This is a genomic window from Pasteurella testudinis DSM 23072 (genome assembly GCF_900176075.1).
In the GTDB taxonomy this organism is placed as follows: domain Bacteria; phylum Pseudomonadota; class Gammaproteobacteria; order Enterobacterales; family Pasteurellaceae; genus Chelonobacter; species Chelonobacter testudinis.
Window position 1 is genome coordinate 1 of the sequence record NZ_FWWV01000009.1, and the last position, 17,293, is coordinate 17,293.

A 17,293-nucleotide genomic window follows, 5' to 3' on the forward strand; every position below is an offset into this window, starting at 1 on the left:
GATACGCGCAATGGTATCATCGACCGGGATGCCGCGCTCAAAAGGTAAATATTGACGCAACCACGCCAAATGATATTCCCCGAACCGTTTAATGTCCGTCCAACCTTCCGCACCGGAAATGACGGCGCTCATGGTCAGAAAAATGATTTCAAGAAAAGGATATTTTTGGTTGATATCTTTACGCGGGTCTTCCAATTGACCGAAAAAGCGGAATAAGTCCATGACGTTACCTTGTATTTTAACGTATTAAAGGCTTATTAGATCATATTTTGAGGAAAAGTGCGATCTTGCCCTGTCGATGATGAACGCTTAGCGATCAATCTTTCTTTGAAGATTAGCTAATTGCTGTGAAATATTGGTTGATGGATTTTCTTGTTTACGACGAGAACCCGCTCCTTTTTTGGCTGCCGCAGATTCGGTATGTTTGCAATCAGGGTAGCCACTACATCCCCAGAAACTCCCTTTTTCGTGGTTAATTTTACGCATGATTTTACTGCACTCCGGACATTTTTTTGTTTGAATACCGGAGAGGTTGACACCACTTTGTCGAATGCTGTTTACTAGCTGTTGAATAAATTGGGCTTGTTTTGTCATAAAATCAGACAGGCTGAGTTTACCCTCGGCAATTTGATTCAAGGCCTGCTCCCAAAGTGCGGTCATGCCGGGATCTTTGATGATTGCCGGCAAACTATCAACCAAGGCATGCCCAGACTCGGTAGCAACCATGTATTTTTTCTGTTTGATCTCACAAAACCCTTTGGTTACTAGGTTACTGATAATCCCAGCGCGTGTTGCTTCAGTACCGAGTCCTTCTGTTTCGCGCAGTTGTTTTTTCAAGCGTTCATCTTGTACAAAGCGCGCCGCATTTTTCATCGCACTAATTAAATCGGCTTCAGTATAGTGTTTTGGTGGCGTGGTTTTCAGTGATTTTGCACTGATATCTAAAATCGTACAAATCTCATTTTTCTTCAGCTGCGGCAGCCCCTGTTCCGCACTTTCTGCCTCCGAAGTGGGTTGTCGAGCGAATAACGCTTGCCAACCTGACACCACTACGACTTTGCCTGCGGCAATAAGATAATGCTGACCGACATGCAGTTGTGCTACGGTTTTATCCACTTCAAAGTGCGGTAAAAACTGCGCCAGATAATGACGGCGAATTAAATCGTAGACTTTCAGCTCTTTGTCCGACATTTTACTGATATCGATTTTTCCGGTCGTTGGGATAATACCGTGGTGCGCAGTGATTTTGCTATCATTCCAAATCCGAGATTTTTGTGTCAAATTGAGGGATTTGATCACTGCACCGAGTGAATGATCGGCATCGTATAGTCGCTGCAACACAGTTTTGACTTCGGCAAACATCGATTCAGGCAAATACTCGCAGTCGGTGCGAGGATAGGTCGTTGCTTTGTGCGTTTCATACAAGGATTGGGCAATATCCAGCACTTCTTGCGCACCCATTCCCCAATGTTTACCACAGGCGACTTGCAATGAACTCAAACCGAACGCCAATGGTGGTGATTTTTTCTCCCGTTTGGTTTCCACTTCAACGACGGTTGCCTTACCGATACGTTCAATATCAGCAGCAGCCTGTTGAACAAGGCTCTCCGATAAACAACGTCCATCTTCATCACAATAATCCACTGGCGCAACCCAAGCTGCATTGAACATTTGCTGCTGTTGATTTTGTAGTGAGGTAGATAACGTAAAATAAGGCTTAGGGATAAAATTCGCAATTTCACGGTCACGATTTACAACCAGTGCGAGAGTCGGACTTTGAACACGTCCGACATTCATGACGGATTGATAACCTTTCATGCGCGATAAAACGGTGACGAGACGGGTTAAATTCATGCCGACCAACCAATCCGCACGGGCGCGTGCAAGACCAGCATGATAGAGCGGTACGGTGTGTTCACCGGGGCGGAGTTGTTGCAGGGCTTTGCGTACACTGGCTTCGTCAAGAGCGGAAAGCCATAATCGTTGTACTGGACCACGATAGACAAATAAGTCTAACAGTTCTCGTGCTATGACTTCACCTTCTCTATCGGCATCGGTGGCAACTACCACAAGTTGTGCCTTTTTGAGTAGGATTTTGATAACGTTCAATTGTTTTGTTGTTTTGGGATTTTTAACTAATTGCCATTGGGTTGGTAAAATCGGCAGGGTATCTAATTCCCAGCGTTGGTATTGCTCACCATAGGCTTCCGGAGACGCCATGCCAACGAGATGTCCGACAGCCCAAGTGACGACAACACTGCCATCATGGGTACTGATAAAACCCTCACCACGTTTGGTTGCACCTAAACAGCGACCAATATCTTGTGCTTGACTCGGTTTTTCACAAAGAAAGAGTTTCATGCCTCATCTCCTAGTCCAAGACCTGCATCTAGAAATTGGCGAAGCTCCTCCGTGCTTTCTCGATACTTTGCCAGCAACTGATGTTCTTTTTTCTGCATCAACACTTGATGAGGAATACCGGTGATCAGGTAATGAACATCAAAGCCCAAACCAGCTAATTTGACCAAATATTTAGCCCGAATCTCCTGCTGCCCGAATTCGTACTTACATTGTGTTCGAGCAGATACACCTGCTAACCGCGCAACATCTATCTGTCTCAACTGCAATCGTTTACGTTCGATTTTCAGTCTAATGCCAATTCCAACCATTACAGCTGCATCTTGAATATCCATACATTCCCTTTTATTAATCAAAATCCTGTTATTTGACAGGTTTATAATAGGTTTGTAGAATCAATAAACAACAATAAATTATTTTTAGAACTTGGTGAATTTTATGTCTATTCAAGAAGCATATTGTATTGAACTTGGACGTGTTGTATCGATTGTTGAGGCGAGATATGAATTCCTTAGCCAAAATACGCCAAGAAAGCATGCCGAATATCATTTTCTATGTTCCACGGAATCATGTAGAACGGCGGGAGTAAAAATAACTGGAGCATGTTATAAAGAATTACCGGAAGAACATAAGGTGTCTCCTTACTACAAATATTCAGGGAAAAATAATAATCCGCATTGTTCTGATTGTGAATGGCTGACTCATAAAATAAAAAAATATCAAAATGAGTCTGATAAAGAATTTAAAGTAAGAAAATCAAGAGCTAAACTCCACGATTACATTGATGAATTTCATATCTCACCAAGAGAAGATGATGATACTATCACCCAAAAGTCGGATAGGAAAACACATTCTGCCGAAACAATCGCTGTCTCAAAAAATACAATACAAAAATCAATAACGTTAAATAATTTCCCCAAAATTGTTAAAACCGGCATGCTTGCCAGATTAATTGAATACTATCTTAATGCGCGGCTTCAGTTTGGTAAAACCGATATTTGGTGGGAACTTCCTCTTAAAGTTCCTGGTACATCCATATCTCATCTACACCAATTTTTCAGAAGAACTGAAGTGGCAATATCACAACATTTGTTTTGTGTTTGCATAGGGAATGTAAAACTTAAAGAAACAGACTCGGCATTTTATTTTATTTTTCGCAAAGGATTTAAAAATGCTGATATGGATAAAGAAACTCCTATATATGTAACAATCAATAAAAGTATCTTTAATCAATATAGATACAGAAGAATGTTGCGTGCTCAGATAGATAAAAATCCATATCCTGAGAAATTTTTTAAGATTTACTTCATTCCTAAAATACAAGATTTATCTTTGAAAACAATAAAAGATAAACATAATAGAGATATGGATATTTATCTTTTTGAAATAGATGACCTTAATATGATTCACATTGTAAATTACAGCGATTTAAAAAAATACACTCAAACTTGATTTTTCTTTCTTTGAGAAAGGTGTTGAAGAAATGGATGATGCCATTTACATCAACCGAATCATATAGGTAAATTTCACCTTCTGTGGAAATAAAAGAGAACTCATTAAACGAGATATATTTTGATTCGGTCAGCGTTAAGATATAGGTGTTTTCATTGCAATTATTACCAAACTCAAGTGAATGCGCCACACATTCAGGAGAAACTCGATATGACCAATGATTTAATTGGATAGATGTGCCGCTATCTACTTTTAATACCGTAATTATAACGGTTACGAGTTGTTCGAGTTTATTTCGATATTTAGGATTTAGAATGATATCACCTGTGGCGATGTTTGTATTAAATAGTAAGTCTTTCATTTTTAATTCCTTAAGTTGATAAAGGAAAGGCTGGTTAAAACAGTTGTTTTCACCCTTGATAATAATTTAATGCTAAGTTAAATATGATTTTTGCAACCATATTAAAGAATGCAAAAATCAGACCGGTTATTAAAATATAATCAGTCAGATGATTGAGGTTTTTAAATTTAGCTTGTATAGCAACGATTATAGAAATACTTAAGGGTACAATAATATAAAAATAGTTAATATGCAAAATAGTGCCAAGTTTAAATAATAGGCTATATCCCACTATAATGCATAACAGAATTGAGTAATCAATAAACCTCATCGCTAGAAATCTTTTTTGTACAAGAGACGCATACTAAACAGCTTTTATCCTATTTTCCGGCTATCCGCTTGATTCGCAATTACAGCTTTTTTAGACTTCATTGTAGATTTCCAACGTTGTCTTTTCGCAATTTGTTTAGGATTTGATTCATAGCATGCTTTACACCAAGAATGTAATCCCCATTTGCTTTTTTTCTCTTTATAGAAAAATTCAAGATCTGCGGGATAATACTCTTTGCAGCAAGAGCATTGTAATTCAATACCGCATTCAGTTTTGGTGAAATTTCTTGCCATATAACACACCATATGTTTTAGCCATTAAAAATCTTATGGCTAATTTTATTCCTTATAGAATAATAAAGTTCATCAATTTGTTTGTCATTTTCGTTATTTTTCTCCTGAATTAATTGCCACGTTTTCGCTCCTTTTTGGTCACTTCCACCCGTAGCTTCGTAAATTTCTCCATTAATCCCTACTAATAACGTAAAAGGGCGTTCTGTGTGGGCTTCGCACATTTCCGCACACCAACCGTAGGCTTTACCTTGATAAATACGAATATAGCCTTTTTCAAGCATTATCGGGTGCAAATCGGCATAGGTTACCCGATATTCATATGCAAGCATTCTAAGGTAAAAAGGAAAATCCGTGATTTTTTGATCTTGCATTTTTAATCCTTATTAAAACTCTTTAATCTCTAAATACTTTTAAGTTGGATGGTAAAAACCCACAAATATTAGTTTCCATAATATCAACAACTTCAAAAATATTATCTTTCCTCACAATTTCACCATCGTTAAAAATAAAATCAGGTTCGATGTAATAAAATTTTCTCCTCCAAAATTTTAGTTATTTATAATCGTTTTCACAAGAAAGAATGCAATTTTTTTGAGGGATAATAATTTTCTTATTGGTTTTTACTGAAACATAGGTATAAGTATTGCCTTCCCTGACTAATTGGCTACCAACATCACTCATAAACATATTTCCGTTAGAATAGCACTCTATGTTATATTCTATTTTTTTATCACTTTCTGTTTTTTTATCTACTTCAGAGTAAATTTCTAAAACAAATAAAAGAATAAGTGAACCAAATAAAACAGTGACTATCCAGCTCAAAGGAATTTCATCCATTCTCATTTTTCATCCTCTCACATTGTTTGCTAAAATTAAGCGACAGCCATCAACATAGCGTATTTTTTCGCTATCGGTACTAGTCCAGCGGTATCCAAAGACTCGAATCTTCACTCTTGCACTGGGCATTTCTTTCACTAAATTACAATACATTAAATACTCAATTGGTGGTTGATTTCTACCATTACAATAATGCAAACACGCTAAGTAATATCTGCTATCTCATTTCTCAGGCACTTGCTCTTTACTGATGATATACCGCATGGTTTACCTCTTTTTATTCTCATTAACATACTGCAATAAATCATCATCAGATAATTGTTGCAATCCTTTCTCTATTACAACTTGTAAAATTTCAGTTTCTTTAAGCATAAATTTTGTTTGAATAATTGTAGATAGCGTTAATTCTTCAATTTTTTTCCATGCATTTTCATTGATATACTTTGTTGGCATATCGTCTCCTTATTGTATATATTATTTTCTTGCTAAATTGAATTATTATTTGTTAGATTATAGAAACTATAAAAATAAGATATAAGAAATTATTTATCAGACTTGGATAAAAAAATCCCGGCGTAAGCCGGGAAAATACTAAGGAGAATAACCATATCATTACTATTTTGTTGAACGAATTAACCGTTCTTTTGCTGATTGTAACCAACGCTCAGTTCCGGAGGCTTCCCATTGGATATTGACTTGGTTTTTACCTAAGCGTTCAATTGTTACTTCCAAGTAGTTTGAATCGCCAAAAGAACCTGAGACTTGATAGAAATTACCCGGAATGGCTTGATAGACTTTGTTGTAATCATAACCATTTTTCATAATGCCGGTATGTTGTGCGGAAATGGGTTGGAAGCCAAATTCACGTCTGACTTTTAAAAAAACATCATCAACATTACCTCTTACTTGAAACTCACCGCTTTTTTCTTGTTCGGCAGTTGTTATCCCATTTTGGCTTAATCCCTGATTAATTTGCCCCGCCCATTGTCCAACTTGGTTGTTAAGTGCGGTCATTTCGGCACAACCGGTTATGCTGAGCGTAAATACAGACATGATTAAAAGGATTTTTTTATTCATAACATACTCCTAAAAAATGATAACTTGGTCGCTTATTTTTAACTACGCCGACCAAACGTAGGGCTAGTGTGGTGTGGTCATGCAGTCCCAAAATCAAATCAAAACGGAATTTCACCATCATTAAAATCAGCAGGTGGTTCAGGTTGCTCTGCCGGTTTTGTATTGGCTGCTTTTGGATCGAGTAATTGCAAGTTTTCAGCGATAATTTGTGTAGTCCAGCGTTGGATACCGTTATCATCAGTCCATTTTTGAGTGCGTAGGTAACCGTCAATATAGACTTTGCTGCCTTTATGCAGATAATCTTTAGCAAGCTCAGCTAATCGACGGTACAGAACGATTCTATGCCATTCCGTCAGTTCTTTGGGTTCCCCGGTTGTTTTGTCTTTCCAAACACGGCTGGTTGCAACACTAAGCGTTGCAGTCATATCGCCGTTTGGCATTGAACGGATTTCTGGGGCTGCACCGAGGTTTCCTAAAATTGTGACTTTATTGACTCCTGCCATAAAAAACTCCTCTTAGAAAAATGATGTTGTGATTATTCACCAGTCAGGATTAAAAATCGCTACTAAACTGATTATGGATTCGGTAACGTTAATTTAAAGGAGTAAGGGATCCCTTTTTCGTTAAGGTAAGGGAGCCTGCTCCCTTACCTTTAAAAGGCCTTTTAGTGAGACGATTACAAATAGGCTTTTTCAGGGATTACAAACGAGGTTTTTCAGGGGTTACAAACAGAGAAGAATGTAGTGTTTCATCGACGGACTTCACCTTTTTTGTACAATCGTTCAATTGCCGCAGCATAAAATTTAGAACCGATACCTGCATATTGATCAAAATCCGATTTTTTTCGGCTGCGGCGAGCAACTGACGAATTTCAGCCGATTGTTGATCGTCTGCGACAATCGTTGTCCATACACTATCTCCGGTAGCTCCATTTAATGCACTGCGCCAGCGCAAAAACGTTCCGCCGGATGAAGAGGCTTTATCCTTAATCAGGTAGATCGGCAACAGACTGAAATCACTCATACGAAATTGTTTGATGATGTCATCTTGATACGCATTCAGTAACTGCCGAATCGAGTAAATTTGCTCGGTGAGCAATTGATAATCACCGATAGTATCGAATTCACTAAATAACTGCTTCAGCGCCCCATTCAGCGCCGTATTTTTAGCGATATTCTTATACATATCAGCCGGGATAAAGCTCGTCATATTGCCTCTCTATAGTTTTTTGTTTATTCATCTATGACAGCGGCTGTGCTTATTTGAGTTTCGACTTGATTGACAATATCGTTTTCAATATCAGCTTCAGCAACACTTGGTTTGCGGATATAGGGTGCGAAATTGGCGCGTTGTCCACCGGATAGGATCGCAGGCGGAAGGGTATAGCCCATGCGGGCGACCGCACTTTGATAGCGTGCGTTATTTTCAGCGGCATCTTGTCGGGTGATACCGGAATGTTTGTAGGTTTCGACCACGCCAAAACATTTGCGGATCAGCTTTGCGCCTTCCTCTAGCCATTCTTTTGCTTCTTCACGGGTCATCAGTGCAATATGGGCCGCAGTCATGGTAGAACGGGCGAGGGTATCAAAGTCAGCCAACAGATACAGCAGTAGATAGCCGAGTTGTGAATTGACAAAAATAGGGTAGGAGATAGGTGAAATATTAGCGCAGCGTTCAATCTGGATATTTTCCGGTACTAAATCGACATAGATGCTTACTAGCCGTTTGGTGAGTTCTTGCATTTCTTGCCGATGATTCAGAACTTTTTCTTCAAATTTAATCAAGTAATCGTCGGCATAGGGATCGTCCTGTGCGGCATCACGTTGTATTTGGGTAATGAGCGCTAGGCAATTTGGCATACTCAAAATTGATGACCGGGTAATATTACCCTCATCGTTTTTGATTACACTGCGTCCTTGCCAGAGGCGGGATGCGTATTGGGTATGGACAGTGAAGGTAATTTCACTGCGCAATGGGCCGAGTTGTTGTTGAGTGTCTGTCATAGTGTATACCTCGTTGTTTGTTGTTAAATTTGTTTTTGCTGATTCATATAGGTAATGGATATATTTTAGGTAATCAATATAGGAGGTTATATCAAGATTGATTACACAATTTCGTTTTCTTGTTTTTGTTGTAAATGTTCTTGATACATTTTTTTTGAACGTTTTAAATCCTCCCAGTCTTGATGGTAAATATTGAGTCCGGTGTAAAACGTATTTAGCTTATTAATCACTTCTTCTGCAAATTCTCTGTCTTTATGAAAAGAGGTAACTTGCTCTTGTTCAATACTGTGCTTAATAAGGATATTGTCATCAACTTCAATACTGAAACTCATTTTCACTTTTGACATATTCTCTCCCAATTTGTGTATCATTTGTGTATTAATTCAAATTGAGCCTGTTATTTATCCACGGAGGCTCACCGTGGTATATTGGAGATTCCACTCACCAATATAGGTATATTTAAATGAAGATTAATTACACAATCACTTTTAAAGACGCATTATTTTTAGCTACTCATTTGATTGATAAAGAAAAAATTAAATTAATGTACTCAGATGATCAGGATCCCGATAATAAACTGAGAGAATACCAGTATGCTTTTGAATTATTTAATTTGGCAGAAACTATTTATCGGGAATCTCTGAAGCGTAGCAACGAGGACTAAATAAACATTTCCAATTTTTATCATTTATTGTTGTACTGGAAGATATTTCATTCATTCGATTGATCGTATTAGTGGCTAGATCCTGCTCTAATGATAAGCGAGGTTTGTTGTACAGACGCTGATACTCAATCGAATGCTCGACTAATATTTCATCATCAACTTCAATACTGAAGCTCATTTTCACTTTTGGCATATCATCTCCTTAAAGTACATTTTTTGCACACTGTCCAGCCCCTGGACGCTGCTTATTTTTTGCACACTGTCCAGTCCCTGGACGCTGCTTATTTTTTGCACACTGTCCAGCCCCTGGACGCTGCTTATTTTTTGCACACTGTAGAGTCCCTCTACACTGCTTATTTTTCAATCGCATTATCGGTTTAGTAGCCTTGTTCTAAAATCACGCATTTGATCGACGCGTTGCTGGGAATCAATTTGCCTCTTAGGTTGAGCTTCACGAGGCTGATTTTGGTGCAGATAATCTTCCGCAGCATGTATTTTAGATGGTACTTGTTCACGCTTAGGTAATTGCTGCTCCAATAAATGCTCTAGTAAGTAAGGCTTAAATTGACCTTCTTGCGCACGCTGAATCAAACGATAGAGATAGCTTTGAGGCTTCTTGACCTCGTTTTTGATAATGCGCTGTTGTGCTTCAAACAGGATCGCTTTACAGAGTCCCAGATCTAACCCTTTCATATTTTTGGCAGCAATGGTTTTTTCAAAATCCGATAATCTGATTTCTGATGGCCAATTAAGTTCCTGGCTATCTCCTGTACAGTACTTATTTATATATACAGTACTAGTACTGTACTCAGTACCTGAGTTCCCATATGGAACTAAGCCTGAAATCAATGACTTATCACTAAGTTCCATATTGGAACTCTGTAAATTGTTCATTTTTTGACTGAGTTCCATATTGGAACTCAGTGAATTTTGTGATGTCTGACTGAGTTCCGTATCGGAACTCAGTAGCTGCTCTTGAATATTTTCTAAATATTGTTGCTGTGCAGACAATGGTAAAAGGGGGTCAGTTGTACGAGTTTTATAGGCGTGATAACGTGCTTTCATCCAATCAACATGCGAGAGATAATGCCACTGTGCTTTATTCGAAATTAAATTTTCAATAATATCGGTCGCCACGCCCTTGATAACCGGATCATTATGCTTTGCAGATTTTTCTAGTAACTGCAAATAATCATCATTAAACTGAATGGTATCTAAAATTGGCATAGGTTCGTCATGTAATAGATACACATTGCCGACAACCTGCCCGCGGTGATTGCGTACCGTTTCACATAACGTCAGCCAACGTGTGAGCCTAAGAATGATGAGTGTTTGTGTAATCAGCTTCCGCGATAAAATAGCATTATTGTAAGTGCGGTCAGAAAGCAGCTGCCCCAGCATTTCATAACTGGGAAATAGGCCGCCTTGAAACTCTTTTGCTCGGTGCTTAATTAACAACCAAGCAAATTTTGCCCTCGAGGTAAGGTAAGGATCGTACAATAAGCGTACCGGCACGGTTTCATGCTGATTACCAAAAAACAGCAAACCATGTTCCATTATTTTTCTACTATCAATAGCCGGATGTTCTTTTGCCATATTTTTTCTCCTGAACTGTTATCTAGATTTCAGACCACAGAACGGTATTTTTTATTTATACTGCAAACCAACTGATCTGGAAGTCGGTATTTTCAAATGATGTAGAGTTTCGCCCGAAAACATGCCCATGCCGGTTTTCAGGCGATTTTTTAAGCTACTTTTTTTGCCACGACGTAACCAATTTCCAGACCTCGGTTAAGTTGATATCGGTTTCTTCCGCAATCAGCATTAAAGCCTCTAATCCGGCAAGCGTATTATGATCATCCAATGGATTTTTATGGATTTGCCATAAGTGCCATGCCGCCTCTTGTTGTTCTTCGGAAGCCACCGGCTTTCTCCCCATCGGTTCTTCTTTACCAAGTAGATGCCGCCGAGAAGAGACCTCTGATGTCGTTAGCCCAAAGTAACTGTTCAGCATCTGAATCGATGCTCCGAGCATTAGTGCGCGATCGATGATGCGTCTTTCTTCGCTGTTTACTCGAGCAAGTGTGACCATTTTCCAAAAGACTTCATGATTGATGGTGACTGTCGCAAAAGGGACGTGAGTATGCGTCATATCGTAGATCTCATCAAAACTGAGTTGGTTGATCTCTTTTAGTTCATCTTCGGAAAAGCCCAAACGTAAACAGGGTTTGATATTGCCTTCACGCAAGTTATTTAAAATTTGGGTGAGAATGGCTTGGTTCAATGAGTTATTATTTTGCATATTAGCCTCCTTGATGTTGGCGCAGATACCGCACAACACGAATCAAACGAAATACTTTAACCAGGGTGATATCATCTAGCACAAGTAATAATTCACTGCTTAGCAAGGTGCTACCGTCATTGGCATTGAGATCGTCGGTTTGCAGCATATCTAACAGATCATAGATAGCTTGCGCATTGTCATCTAGCTCGGCATCGAGCGGACGCATACGATAGCTATAATCGACCGGGGATTTGACAACGTGCTCAACCAACTCCTCCAACGCCATGCTTTCAGCAATATCAAGCGCCAGTGAATAGGCTTCGGCTTTATGCTTGCGTGCCGGAAACACTTGCCAGATATCGGCAACTGGTTGGCGACCGGTACAAGCAAAGGTTAAGCCATTCGCTTTTGCTTGATTTTCCCGTTGCTCCTGCACGCTCATGCCTGGCGCAATCCCAAAATTTTGGAAGAAATCTTGCCCTAAATTAGAAAGTGGGCTTTCAGTAGCAGTAGGTGATGTGAAATCGGAAAGACTGTCGGAAGATAGATCATCGGTATTGTCGGTATCTTCAGTATCTTGAAGCATAAAGGACATGGGGGACACGACAACGGAGACCGGAATATCCGAAGGATTCTCGTCCAAGGCTTGTGATGCTGGAATAAAGGTGGGGATATCGGTTTTAATTGACTCCGCACGAGACGGCTTTGATAAGTCGGTATTGGTTTGCTGAAACCGTTCTTGGTTGGTTTGGCTATGTTCAACTTTATCGGCAATTTCCTGTTGCTTTTCTGCCAACTTCCGGAACTTTTGCTCGCCGAGATCGATTTCAAGAAAAAGCGCCTCATAGCTAACGCTATCCCCCAATGTATCGACCATCAATGAAATCAGTTGATCTTGGAACGTTTTAGCCTGAAATGGATTATCTTCATTACAAGCGGTTAAGCTCTTACCCCAAATTGTGTTGAAATCAGTATCCGTTTCAAATTGATATTGCTGCCACACATCTAATGAATTGTTGCGTATAGCCAACAATTTATCGATCTGGGTGTGTCCGAGTCCATTAAGCAGTACTGTAGGAATAAAGGGGTACAGATATTCAACACATTGCTCCATTTTTGAAATTAATGTTTTAGATATAATATATCCATCATTTTCCAATTGATTAGATAGCTCGCGTGATGATAGAGATTGAGACAATTTCTGTTCATAGTATGTTTTGGCCTGTTGAATCCCCAATGCTTTCTCAATAAAACTCAGATCAGCACGGGTATCATTTTCAATCAAATGCCCGATCAACAAGTCCAACTCTGCTTCGACACTGTCAGCAGTTTCTCCTTTCCACGGTTTATAGTGGCAGCTGATAGACCAGAAGCGTTGATCTTGGGTTTCGGTAAACAACTCTTTTAATGCCTGGATACGAGTGTTACCGCCGTCGGCAATAATATAAAAGGCTTCGCCGGGGCGGCGTGTAATATTGGGTTTATGATCAAGTCCACGCCGGCGAATTGATTCTTTGATCATATCAAAATTAGGATTGCGCGTTTTACGTGGATTGTGTTCATATGGCCGCAGCTTATCCAGCGTCACCGTAATGTACTCATCTTGACTGGGATAATGGGTTGCGGTCATCGCTTGGTAAGTCGTTGAGTTATTGGCGATGGGACTGACACTCAAGCCGTCGGCAATTGCTTTAGCCCGTTCTTCCGGTGATCTGCGTTTAACGAGCGGGTTAGCAGGCGCTTTTTTTGTTTTGGTTAGCATACAAGACTCCTTAGCCATCAAAATGATGTCTATCGATATTTTCAAAGAGGGAATATTCCCCTGCAAATCGGGTTAGCACTTTGCCCAAAGGGCCGTTGCGTTGTTTGCCGATAATGATTTCCGCCATACCTTTATGTTCACTTTCAGGGTTATAGATTTCGTCACGATAGATAAATAAGATCACATCAGCATCTTGTTCGAGAGAACCGGATTCGCGTAAATCGGAATTAATAGGGCGTTTATTTGGTCGTTGTTCAAGGCTGCGGTTGAGCTGAGAAAGTGCGTAAACTGGGCATTGCATTTCTTTTGCCAGTTTTTTCAGTGATTGTGAAATTGCGGAAATCTCGACATTGCGATTTTCATAGCGGCTGCTGTTACTATTCATCAGTTGAACGTAATCAATGAAAATCGCTGCTGGTTGTCCATATAAACGGGCATTTTTTCGAGCTTTTGTGCGCAATTTCTGCGGTGTCAATGCGCCTTCGTCATCAATGAGTAGGCGATTTTTCCAGTGATCAAGAATATATTCCATGGAGGAAGAAATACGGCTCCATTGCTCATCGCTCAAGCGATCTGCTTGCCGGATATCTTGTAGGCTGACTCTAGCGCGCATTGCCATAAAACGCTGTAATAGCTGATCTGACGGCATTTCGAGGCTGTAATATTGGATAGGTTTATCGGGGTACTTCATGAGGGTATGGTAAGCAATATTTTGACTAAATGCGGTCTTACCCATTGAGGGGCGAGCCGCGAGGAGAATCAAATCACCGGGTTGGCCGCCGGTCGTTGTTTCGTCGAGTACTTGAATACCAGTCGGTGTGCCGCTGACGGGATCTTTATGTAGTGCTGAACTTTCCATGCGTTCAACAATTTTTGTAAACGCTTGAGGGAGATCTGCAACATCTTGCGATGCCTGTTTAAGAGTAATGTCAGTCAGTTTTTTCTCTATCTGACTCAGCAAATTATCCAAGTCTTCTGCTGTTTTAAAAGCCTGAATTTCATGAGTGATAAGCTGTCCCAGTCCCAAAATTTGCCGCTGTTTGCTGTATTGGGCGATAATCTCGGCATAAGCTAGTGTATTGGCAGCAGATGCCGTATTTTTTGCTAATTCAGCGAGGTAGGCAAATCCACCGGTTTGCTCCAGCATTTGTTGGGTTTTCAAATGCTGCTCCAGCGTAATAATATCAAGGGACTTACCAGAGCTAAGAAGTGTATTAATAGCATCAAAAATATTACGATGAGCTGAGAGATAGAAATCATTAGCTTGAATAAGTGTAATGACTTCATCAAAATGCTCAGTATCTATTAAAAGGCCACCAATTAATGATTGCTCTACTTCTAAAGAATATAACTCTGCTGACACCATTGATTTCACATTATCTCCATAGCTTTAAAAGTATTTCTAAATTGTGGAAGTAATAGTGAGCATAACTTATAAATTGTTTTATATTCTGCACGACTTTGTTTATATACTGGAATAGAATATGTAGCGGCCTCACGATAAGCAACAAGATTTGGAATAGTGAAATCAAGAAGAGTTTTATCTTCGTCAAACTCATTTTCAAATAATGAATGAAGTTGCTTAAGAACAAACTTTACATCATTTGTATGATCAACACAGTTTGCAATAGCTTTTAATGGAGGGAGTTTAAATCCAAAATCTCTAAATGTACCGAGATCTTGGTACATTCCAATAGTACCTCGAATAAACTCTTTCGCTGATAAAATATGAGGCATGATAGGGCAATATAATACATCAGCAGCTAAAACAGACATATCAACTGTTATATCACGGGTTCCCCTAGTGTCTATAATAATGACATCATAATCTGGCATTTGCCTTAATAGATACCTTAAACGCAAAGCACCATCTGGAGAATTTCGTAATATTTGTGAAATATTATTTGAAGGGTCATTTGATTGAATTAAATCTAAATTGGGAATTATAGTGTTAGAAATAATATTTGATGGAGCAACATCACGGTTAATTAAAAACTCATATATCCCACAGGGAGCAGCATAGGATAAAGTGTAATAAGAACTTAAGGTTGGCTGTATATCTGTATCTATTAGAAGTGTTCTCAACCCATGCTCAGCACAAAAACCTCCAATATTAGCACAATTCGTGCTTTTGGTTGTCCCTCCTTTTGTGGATACAACTGTTAATGTAAAACAAGTTCTTTTTTCGTTAAGATCACTCATATAACCTCTCTTTTTTGATTGGTATTGAGTGAAAATATTCAGTTTCTAGACAACAAATTGAACAGTAGTAACTCATTCTAAGTTATTCATATTAAAACTGTTGTCTACGCAGTTGATTCAAAATCAACCGCCTTCGGGTGTGCCGGTTCGAGTCCGGCCCTAGGCACCACTGATAAATATAATCCACAAGCCCTGATTTTTTAATCAGGGCTTTTTATTTTCTAAAACAATCACTTAAATAATCGCCATCTCTTTTTTACTGTATGCTTAAACAGTGCTTTGCTGATCCGCTGTGATCTGCTAAGATCGAAAACAGCATTATTTTGCACTAAAATTGCACCTCGAATTGCACCAAATTTCACACTTTGGAAAATCAAAAAATTATGGCTACTTTCACTAAAATAAAAACCGGCTGGCGGTGTCAAATCCGCAAGAAAGGCGTGAATAAATCGGCTAATTTTGCAACCAAAGCCGCCGCGCAGGCGTGGGCGAACAAAATTGAAAGCGAAATTGCAACCGGTGTTTATTCCGATATTCCCGATCTGTATTTTACAGATGTGATTGACCGCTATATCCGTGAAGTCACCCCGTCTAAGAAAGGTGCAAAACAAGAAACATTGCGTTTGCTGCGATTGCAAAAAATGCCGATAGGCAGTATTCATTTGCGTGACTTATCTAGAGATCATTTTGAGCAGTGGCGTAACGAACGGCTTGCCGTTATAAAGCCAGCTAGTGTATTGCGTGAGTGGAATACATTATCCAATATCATGACTTATTCAGTTGAAAAGTGGAATTATCTTAAGCGTAATCCGCTGAAAGCTGTTGATAAACCGGCAACGCCCGAAGAACGCACCCGGCGTTATTCTGACGATGAAATTGAACGCCTTGTTTTTGTGTCACAATACGATTTTAATTATTTGCCTCTCACCACTCGCAGTCGTGTTGCGGCCGCACTATTATTTGCGTTTGAAACAGCCATGCGCGCCGGTGAAATCTGCAATACAACGTGGGATAAAATCAATTTTGAACGCCGCACCTTATTCATTCCGCAAACAAAGAACGGTCATGCGCGCACCGTGCCGTTATCATCAATGGCAATGAAAATTATCAATCATTTGGCATTGGTGAAAAAAGAGGGTGACGAAAGAGTGTTTAGAATGACGGCAGGCACGCTAGACAGTACATTTCGTGATCTGAAAGAATTAGCCGGCCTTGATGATGTAAACTTGCATTTCCATGACAGCCGCCGTGAAGCTCTTAGCCGATTGGCTAAAAAAGTCGAAGTGATGACTTTGGCAAAAATATCGGGACATAGAGATATAAAAATCCTGCTGAATACCTACTATGCCCCTGATATGTCCGAAGTTGCAAAATCACTTGGATAACGCTTTTTTGCGCCGCGCGTAAGTCACGACCTCACCTGAAATATACCGGACCGACTTTGTTTGTTTTGTCTGATCGCGCTGTGACGGTGTTTTGACTGGCGTCGGAAACCATGGATCACAAACAATGCTTGCCCTTGCGTGCCGCTCCGTTACTCTAAAATAGTCCGCAACATCTTGCGTTGTCCAAATTTCAACACTTTGTTCTGTGATATGGGCAAAGCGTTTCTGCTCAAGTTGTGCCGCCAACAACGCCTCAACAGCACTTAGCTTTTCAAATAGCTGCTCATTGGTGATGTTTTGCATAA

General features: G+C 39.6%; 22 protein-coding genes. 2 read left to right on the forward strand and 20 right to left on the reverse strand.

Going from position 1 to position 17,293, the window contains the following annotated elements; all coding sequences use genetic code 11:
* From B8880_RS04985 to B8880_RS04995, 3 genes are all read right to left on the reverse strand, one after another.
* The coding region (locus tag B8880_RS04985) for a transposase family protein (RefSeq protein ID WP_143933400.1) at positions 1–222 on the reverse strand (222 nt) is incomplete at its 3' end.
* A gap of 87 nt (positions 223–309) precedes the next feature.
* Positions 310–2,361 (reverse strand): DNA topoisomerase III, encoded by a 2,052-nt coding sequence (locus B8880_RS04990; protein ID WP_084256519.1) that lies wholly within the window; start codon positions 2,359–2,361, stop codon positions 310–312.
* Positions 2,358–2,693 (reverse strand): helix-turn-helix domain-containing protein, encoded by a 336-nt coding sequence (locus B8880_RS04995; RefSeq protein WP_084256521.1) that lies wholly within the window; start codon positions 2,691–2,693, stop codon positions 2,358–2,360. Before B8880_RS04995 ends, B8880_RS04990 begins: the two co-directional genes overlap by 4 nt.
* A gap of 103 nt (positions 2,694–2,796) precedes the next feature.
* On the opposite strand from B8880_RS04995, the gene B8880_RS05000 reads away from it, so the two are divergent.
* Complete coding sequence (locus tag B8880_RS05000) at positions 2,797–3,810, forward strand: hypothetical protein (protein WP_084256523.1); 1,014 nt, start codon at positions 2,797–2,799, stop codon at positions 3,808–3,810.
* Here the strand turns inward: B8880_RS05000 and B8880_RS14235 are convergent.
* The 16 genes from B8880_RS14235 to B8880_RS05080 form a co-directional block, all read right to left on the reverse strand.
* The gene (locus tag B8880_RS14235) at positions 3,755–4,171 is read right to left on the reverse strand and encodes a hypothetical protein (RefSeq protein WP_143933402.1); all 417 of its coding nucleotides are present in this window, start codon (positions 4,169–4,171) and stop codon (positions 3,755–3,757) included. The two genes, B8880_RS05000 and B8880_RS14235, sit on opposite strands and share 56 nt — an antisense overlap.
* 354 nt (positions 4,172–4,525) lie before the next feature.
* The gene (locus B8880_RS05010; protein WP_084256527.1) at positions 4,526–4,774 is read right to left on the reverse strand and encodes a hypothetical protein; all 249 of its coding nucleotides are present in this window, start codon (positions 4,772–4,774) and stop codon (positions 4,526–4,528) included.
* 17 nt (positions 4,775–4,791) lie between these two features.
* Entirely contained in the window at positions 4,792–5,145 is a 354-nt protein-coding gene (locus B8880_RS05015) for a hypothetical protein (RefSeq protein WP_084256529.1), read from the reverse strand.
* Between the two features lie 181 nt (positions 5,146–5,326).
* Positions 5,327–5,617, reverse strand: a complete 291-nt coding sequence (locus B8880_RS05020) for a hypothetical protein (protein WP_084256530.1) — start codon at positions 5,615–5,617, stop codon at positions 5,327–5,329.
* Positions 5,618–5,878: 261 nt separating this feature from the next.
* Positions 5,879–6,064 (reverse strand): hypothetical protein, encoded by a 186-nt coding sequence (locus tag B8880_RS05025; RefSeq protein ID WP_084256531.1) that lies wholly within the window; start codon positions 6,062–6,064, stop codon positions 5,879–5,881.
* 162 nt (positions 6,065–6,226) lie between these two features.
* Positions 6,227–6,688 carry a hypothetical protein gene (locus B8880_RS05030; RefSeq protein WP_084256532.1) on the reverse strand — a complete coding sequence of 154 codons (462 nt, stop codon included), beginning with the start codon at positions 6,686–6,688 and terminating at the stop codon, positions 6,227–6,229.
* 98 nt (positions 6,689–6,786) lie between these two features.
* Complete coding sequence (gene ssb, locus B8880_RS05035) at positions 6,787–7,191, reverse strand: single-stranded DNA-binding protein (RefSeq protein WP_084256533.1); 405 nt, start codon at positions 7,189–7,191, stop codon at positions 6,787–6,789.
* Between the two features lie 196 nt (positions 7,192–7,387).
* Positions 7,388–7,897, reverse strand: coding sequence for a DUF3158 family protein (locus B8880_RS05040; protein WP_084256534.1), 510 nt, complete (start codon positions 7,895–7,897; stop codon positions 7,388–7,390).
* Positions 7,898–7,920: 23 nt separating this feature from the next.
* A complete protein-coding gene (locus B8880_RS05045) occupies positions 7,921–8,691 on the reverse strand; it encodes a PFL_4669 family integrating conjugative element protein (protein WP_084256535.1) in 771 nt (256 codons plus the stop codon).
* A gap of 101 nt (positions 8,692–8,792) precedes the next feature.
* Positions 8,793–9,038: a hypothetical protein gene (locus B8880_RS05050; protein ID WP_084256536.1), complete on the reverse strand. Its 246-nt coding sequence runs from the start codon at positions 9,036–9,038 to the stop codon at positions 8,793–8,795.
* 276 nt (positions 9,039–9,314) lie between these two features.
* Positions 9,315–9,548 carry a hypothetical protein gene (locus B8880_RS14240; RefSeq protein ID WP_143933403.1) on the reverse strand — a complete coding sequence of 78 codons (234 nt, stop codon included), beginning with the start codon at positions 9,546–9,548 and terminating at the stop codon, positions 9,315–9,317.
* Between the two features lie 176 nt (positions 9,549–9,724).
* Positions 9,725–10,951 carry an STY4528 family pathogenicity island replication protein gene (locus B8880_RS05060; protein ID WP_115306353.1) on the reverse strand — a complete coding sequence of 409 codons (1,227 nt, stop codon included), beginning with the start codon at positions 10,949–10,951 and terminating at the stop codon, positions 9,725–9,727.
* Between the two features lie 154 nt (positions 10,952–11,105).
* Positions 11,106–11,657: a DUF2857 domain-containing protein gene (locus tag B8880_RS05065; protein WP_084256538.1), complete on the reverse strand. Its 552-nt coding sequence runs from the start codon at positions 11,655–11,657 to the stop codon at positions 11,106–11,108.
* Between the two features lies 1 nt (position 11,658).
* Positions 11,659–13,401, reverse strand: a complete 1,743-nt coding sequence (locus tag B8880_RS05070; protein WP_084256539.1) for a ParB family protein — start codon at positions 13,399–13,401, stop codon at positions 11,659–11,661.
* Between the two features lie 10 nt (positions 13,402–13,411).
* Positions 13,412–14,767, reverse strand: coding sequence for a replicative DNA helicase (dnaB, locus tag B8880_RS05075; RefSeq protein WP_084256595.1), 1,356 nt, complete (start codon positions 14,765–14,767; stop codon positions 13,412–13,414).
* A gap of 5 nt (positions 14,768–14,772) precedes the next feature.
* Positions 14,773–15,603, reverse strand: a complete 831-nt coding sequence (locus B8880_RS05080; RefSeq protein ID WP_084256540.1) for a ParA family protein — start codon at positions 15,601–15,603, stop codon at positions 14,773–14,775.
* Between the two features lie 383 nt (positions 15,604–15,986).
* Between B8880_RS05080 and B8880_RS05085 the strand changes: the two genes are divergently transcribed.
* Positions 15,987–16,988: a tyrosine-type recombinase/integrase gene (locus B8880_RS05085; RefSeq protein ID WP_084256541.1), complete on the forward strand. Its 1,002-nt coding sequence runs from the start codon at positions 15,987–15,989 to the stop codon at positions 16,986–16,988.
* Here the strand turns inward: B8880_RS05085 and B8880_RS05090 are convergent.
* Entirely contained in the window at positions 16,977–17,291 is a 315-nt protein-coding gene (locus B8880_RS05090) for a hypothetical protein (RefSeq protein ID WP_084256542.1), read from the reverse strand. The two genes, B8880_RS05085 and B8880_RS05090, sit on opposite strands and share 12 nt — an antisense overlap.
* Between the last annotated feature and the right edge of the window lie 2 nt (positions 17,292–17,293).

Coding starts and splice junctions, on each gene's coding strand:
- B8880_RS05065 (WP_084256538.1), bottom strand. CDS start 11,657: ATGCAAAATAATAACTCATTGAACCAAGCCATTCTCACCCAAATTTTA.
- B8880_RS05045 (WP_084256535.1), bottom strand. CDS start 8,691: ATGACAGACACTCAACAACAACTCGGCCCATTGCGCAGTGAAATTACC.
- dnaB (WP_084256595.1), bottom strand. CDS start 14,767: ATGGTGTCAGCAGAGTTATATTCTTTAGAAGTAGAGCAATCATTAATT.
- B8880_RS05080 (WP_084256540.1), bottom strand. CDS start 15,603: ATGAGTGATCTTAACGAAAAAAGAACTTGTTTTACATTAACAGTTGTA.
- B8880_RS05085 (WP_084256541.1), top strand. CDS start 15,987: ATGGCTACTTTCACTAAAATAAAAACCGGCTGGCGGTGTCAAATCCGC.
- B8880_RS05050 (WP_084256536.1), bottom strand. CDS start 9,038: ATGTCAAAAGTGAAAATGAGTTTCAGTATTGAAGTTGATGACAATATC.
- B8880_RS05070 (WP_084256539.1), bottom strand. CDS start 13,401: ATGCTAACCAAAACAAAAAAAGCGCCTGCTAACCCGCTCGTTAAACGC.
- ssb (WP_084256533.1), bottom strand. CDS start 7,191: ATGGCAGGAGTCAATAAAGTCACAATTTTAGGAAACCTCGGTGCAGCC.
- B8880_RS14235 (WP_143933402.1), bottom strand. CDS start 4,171: ATGAAAGACTTACTATTTAATACAAACATCGCCACAGGTGATATCATT.
- B8880_RS05025 (WP_084256531.1), bottom strand. CDS start 6,064: ATGCCAACAAAGTATATCAATGAAAATGCATGGAAAAAAATTGAAGAA.
- B8880_RS05020 (WP_084256530.1), bottom strand. CDS start 5,617: ATGAGAATGGATGAAATTCCTTTGAGCTGGATAGTCACTGTTTTATTT.
- B8880_RS05060 (WP_115306353.1), bottom strand. CDS start 10,951: ATGGCAAAAGAACATCCGGCTATTGATAGTAGAAAAATAATGGAACAT.
- B8880_RS04990 (WP_084256519.1), bottom strand. CDS start 2,361: ATGAAACTCTTTCTTTGTGAAAAACCGAGTCAAGCACAAGATATTGGT.
- B8880_RS05030 (WP_084256532.1), bottom strand. CDS start 6,688: ATGAATAAAAAAATCCTTTTAATCATGTCTGTATTTACGCTCAGCATA.
- B8880_RS05040 (WP_084256534.1), bottom strand. CDS start 7,897: ATGACGAGCTTTATCCCGGCTGATATGTATAAGAATATCGCTAAAAAT.
- B8880_RS05010 (WP_084256527.1), bottom strand. CDS start 4,774: ATGGCAAGAAATTTCACCAAAACTGAATGCGGTATTGAATTACAATGC.
- B8880_RS05000 (WP_084256523.1), top strand. CDS start 2,797: ATGTCTATTCAAGAAGCATATTGTATTGAACTTGGACGTGTTGTATCG.
- B8880_RS14240 (WP_143933403.1), bottom strand. CDS start 9,548: ATGCCAAAAGTGAAAATGAGCTTCAGTATTGAAGTTGATGATGAAATA.
- B8880_RS05090 (WP_084256542.1), bottom strand. CDS start 17,291: ATGCAAAACATCACCAATGAGCAGCTATTTGAAAAGCTAAGTGCTGTT.
- B8880_RS05015 (WP_084256529.1), bottom strand. CDS start 5,145: ATGCAAGATCAAAAAATCACGGATTTTCCTTTTTACCTTAGAATGCTT.
- B8880_RS04995 (WP_084256521.1), bottom strand. CDS start 2,693: ATGGATATTCAAGATGCAGCTGTAATGGTTGGAATTGGCATTAGACTG.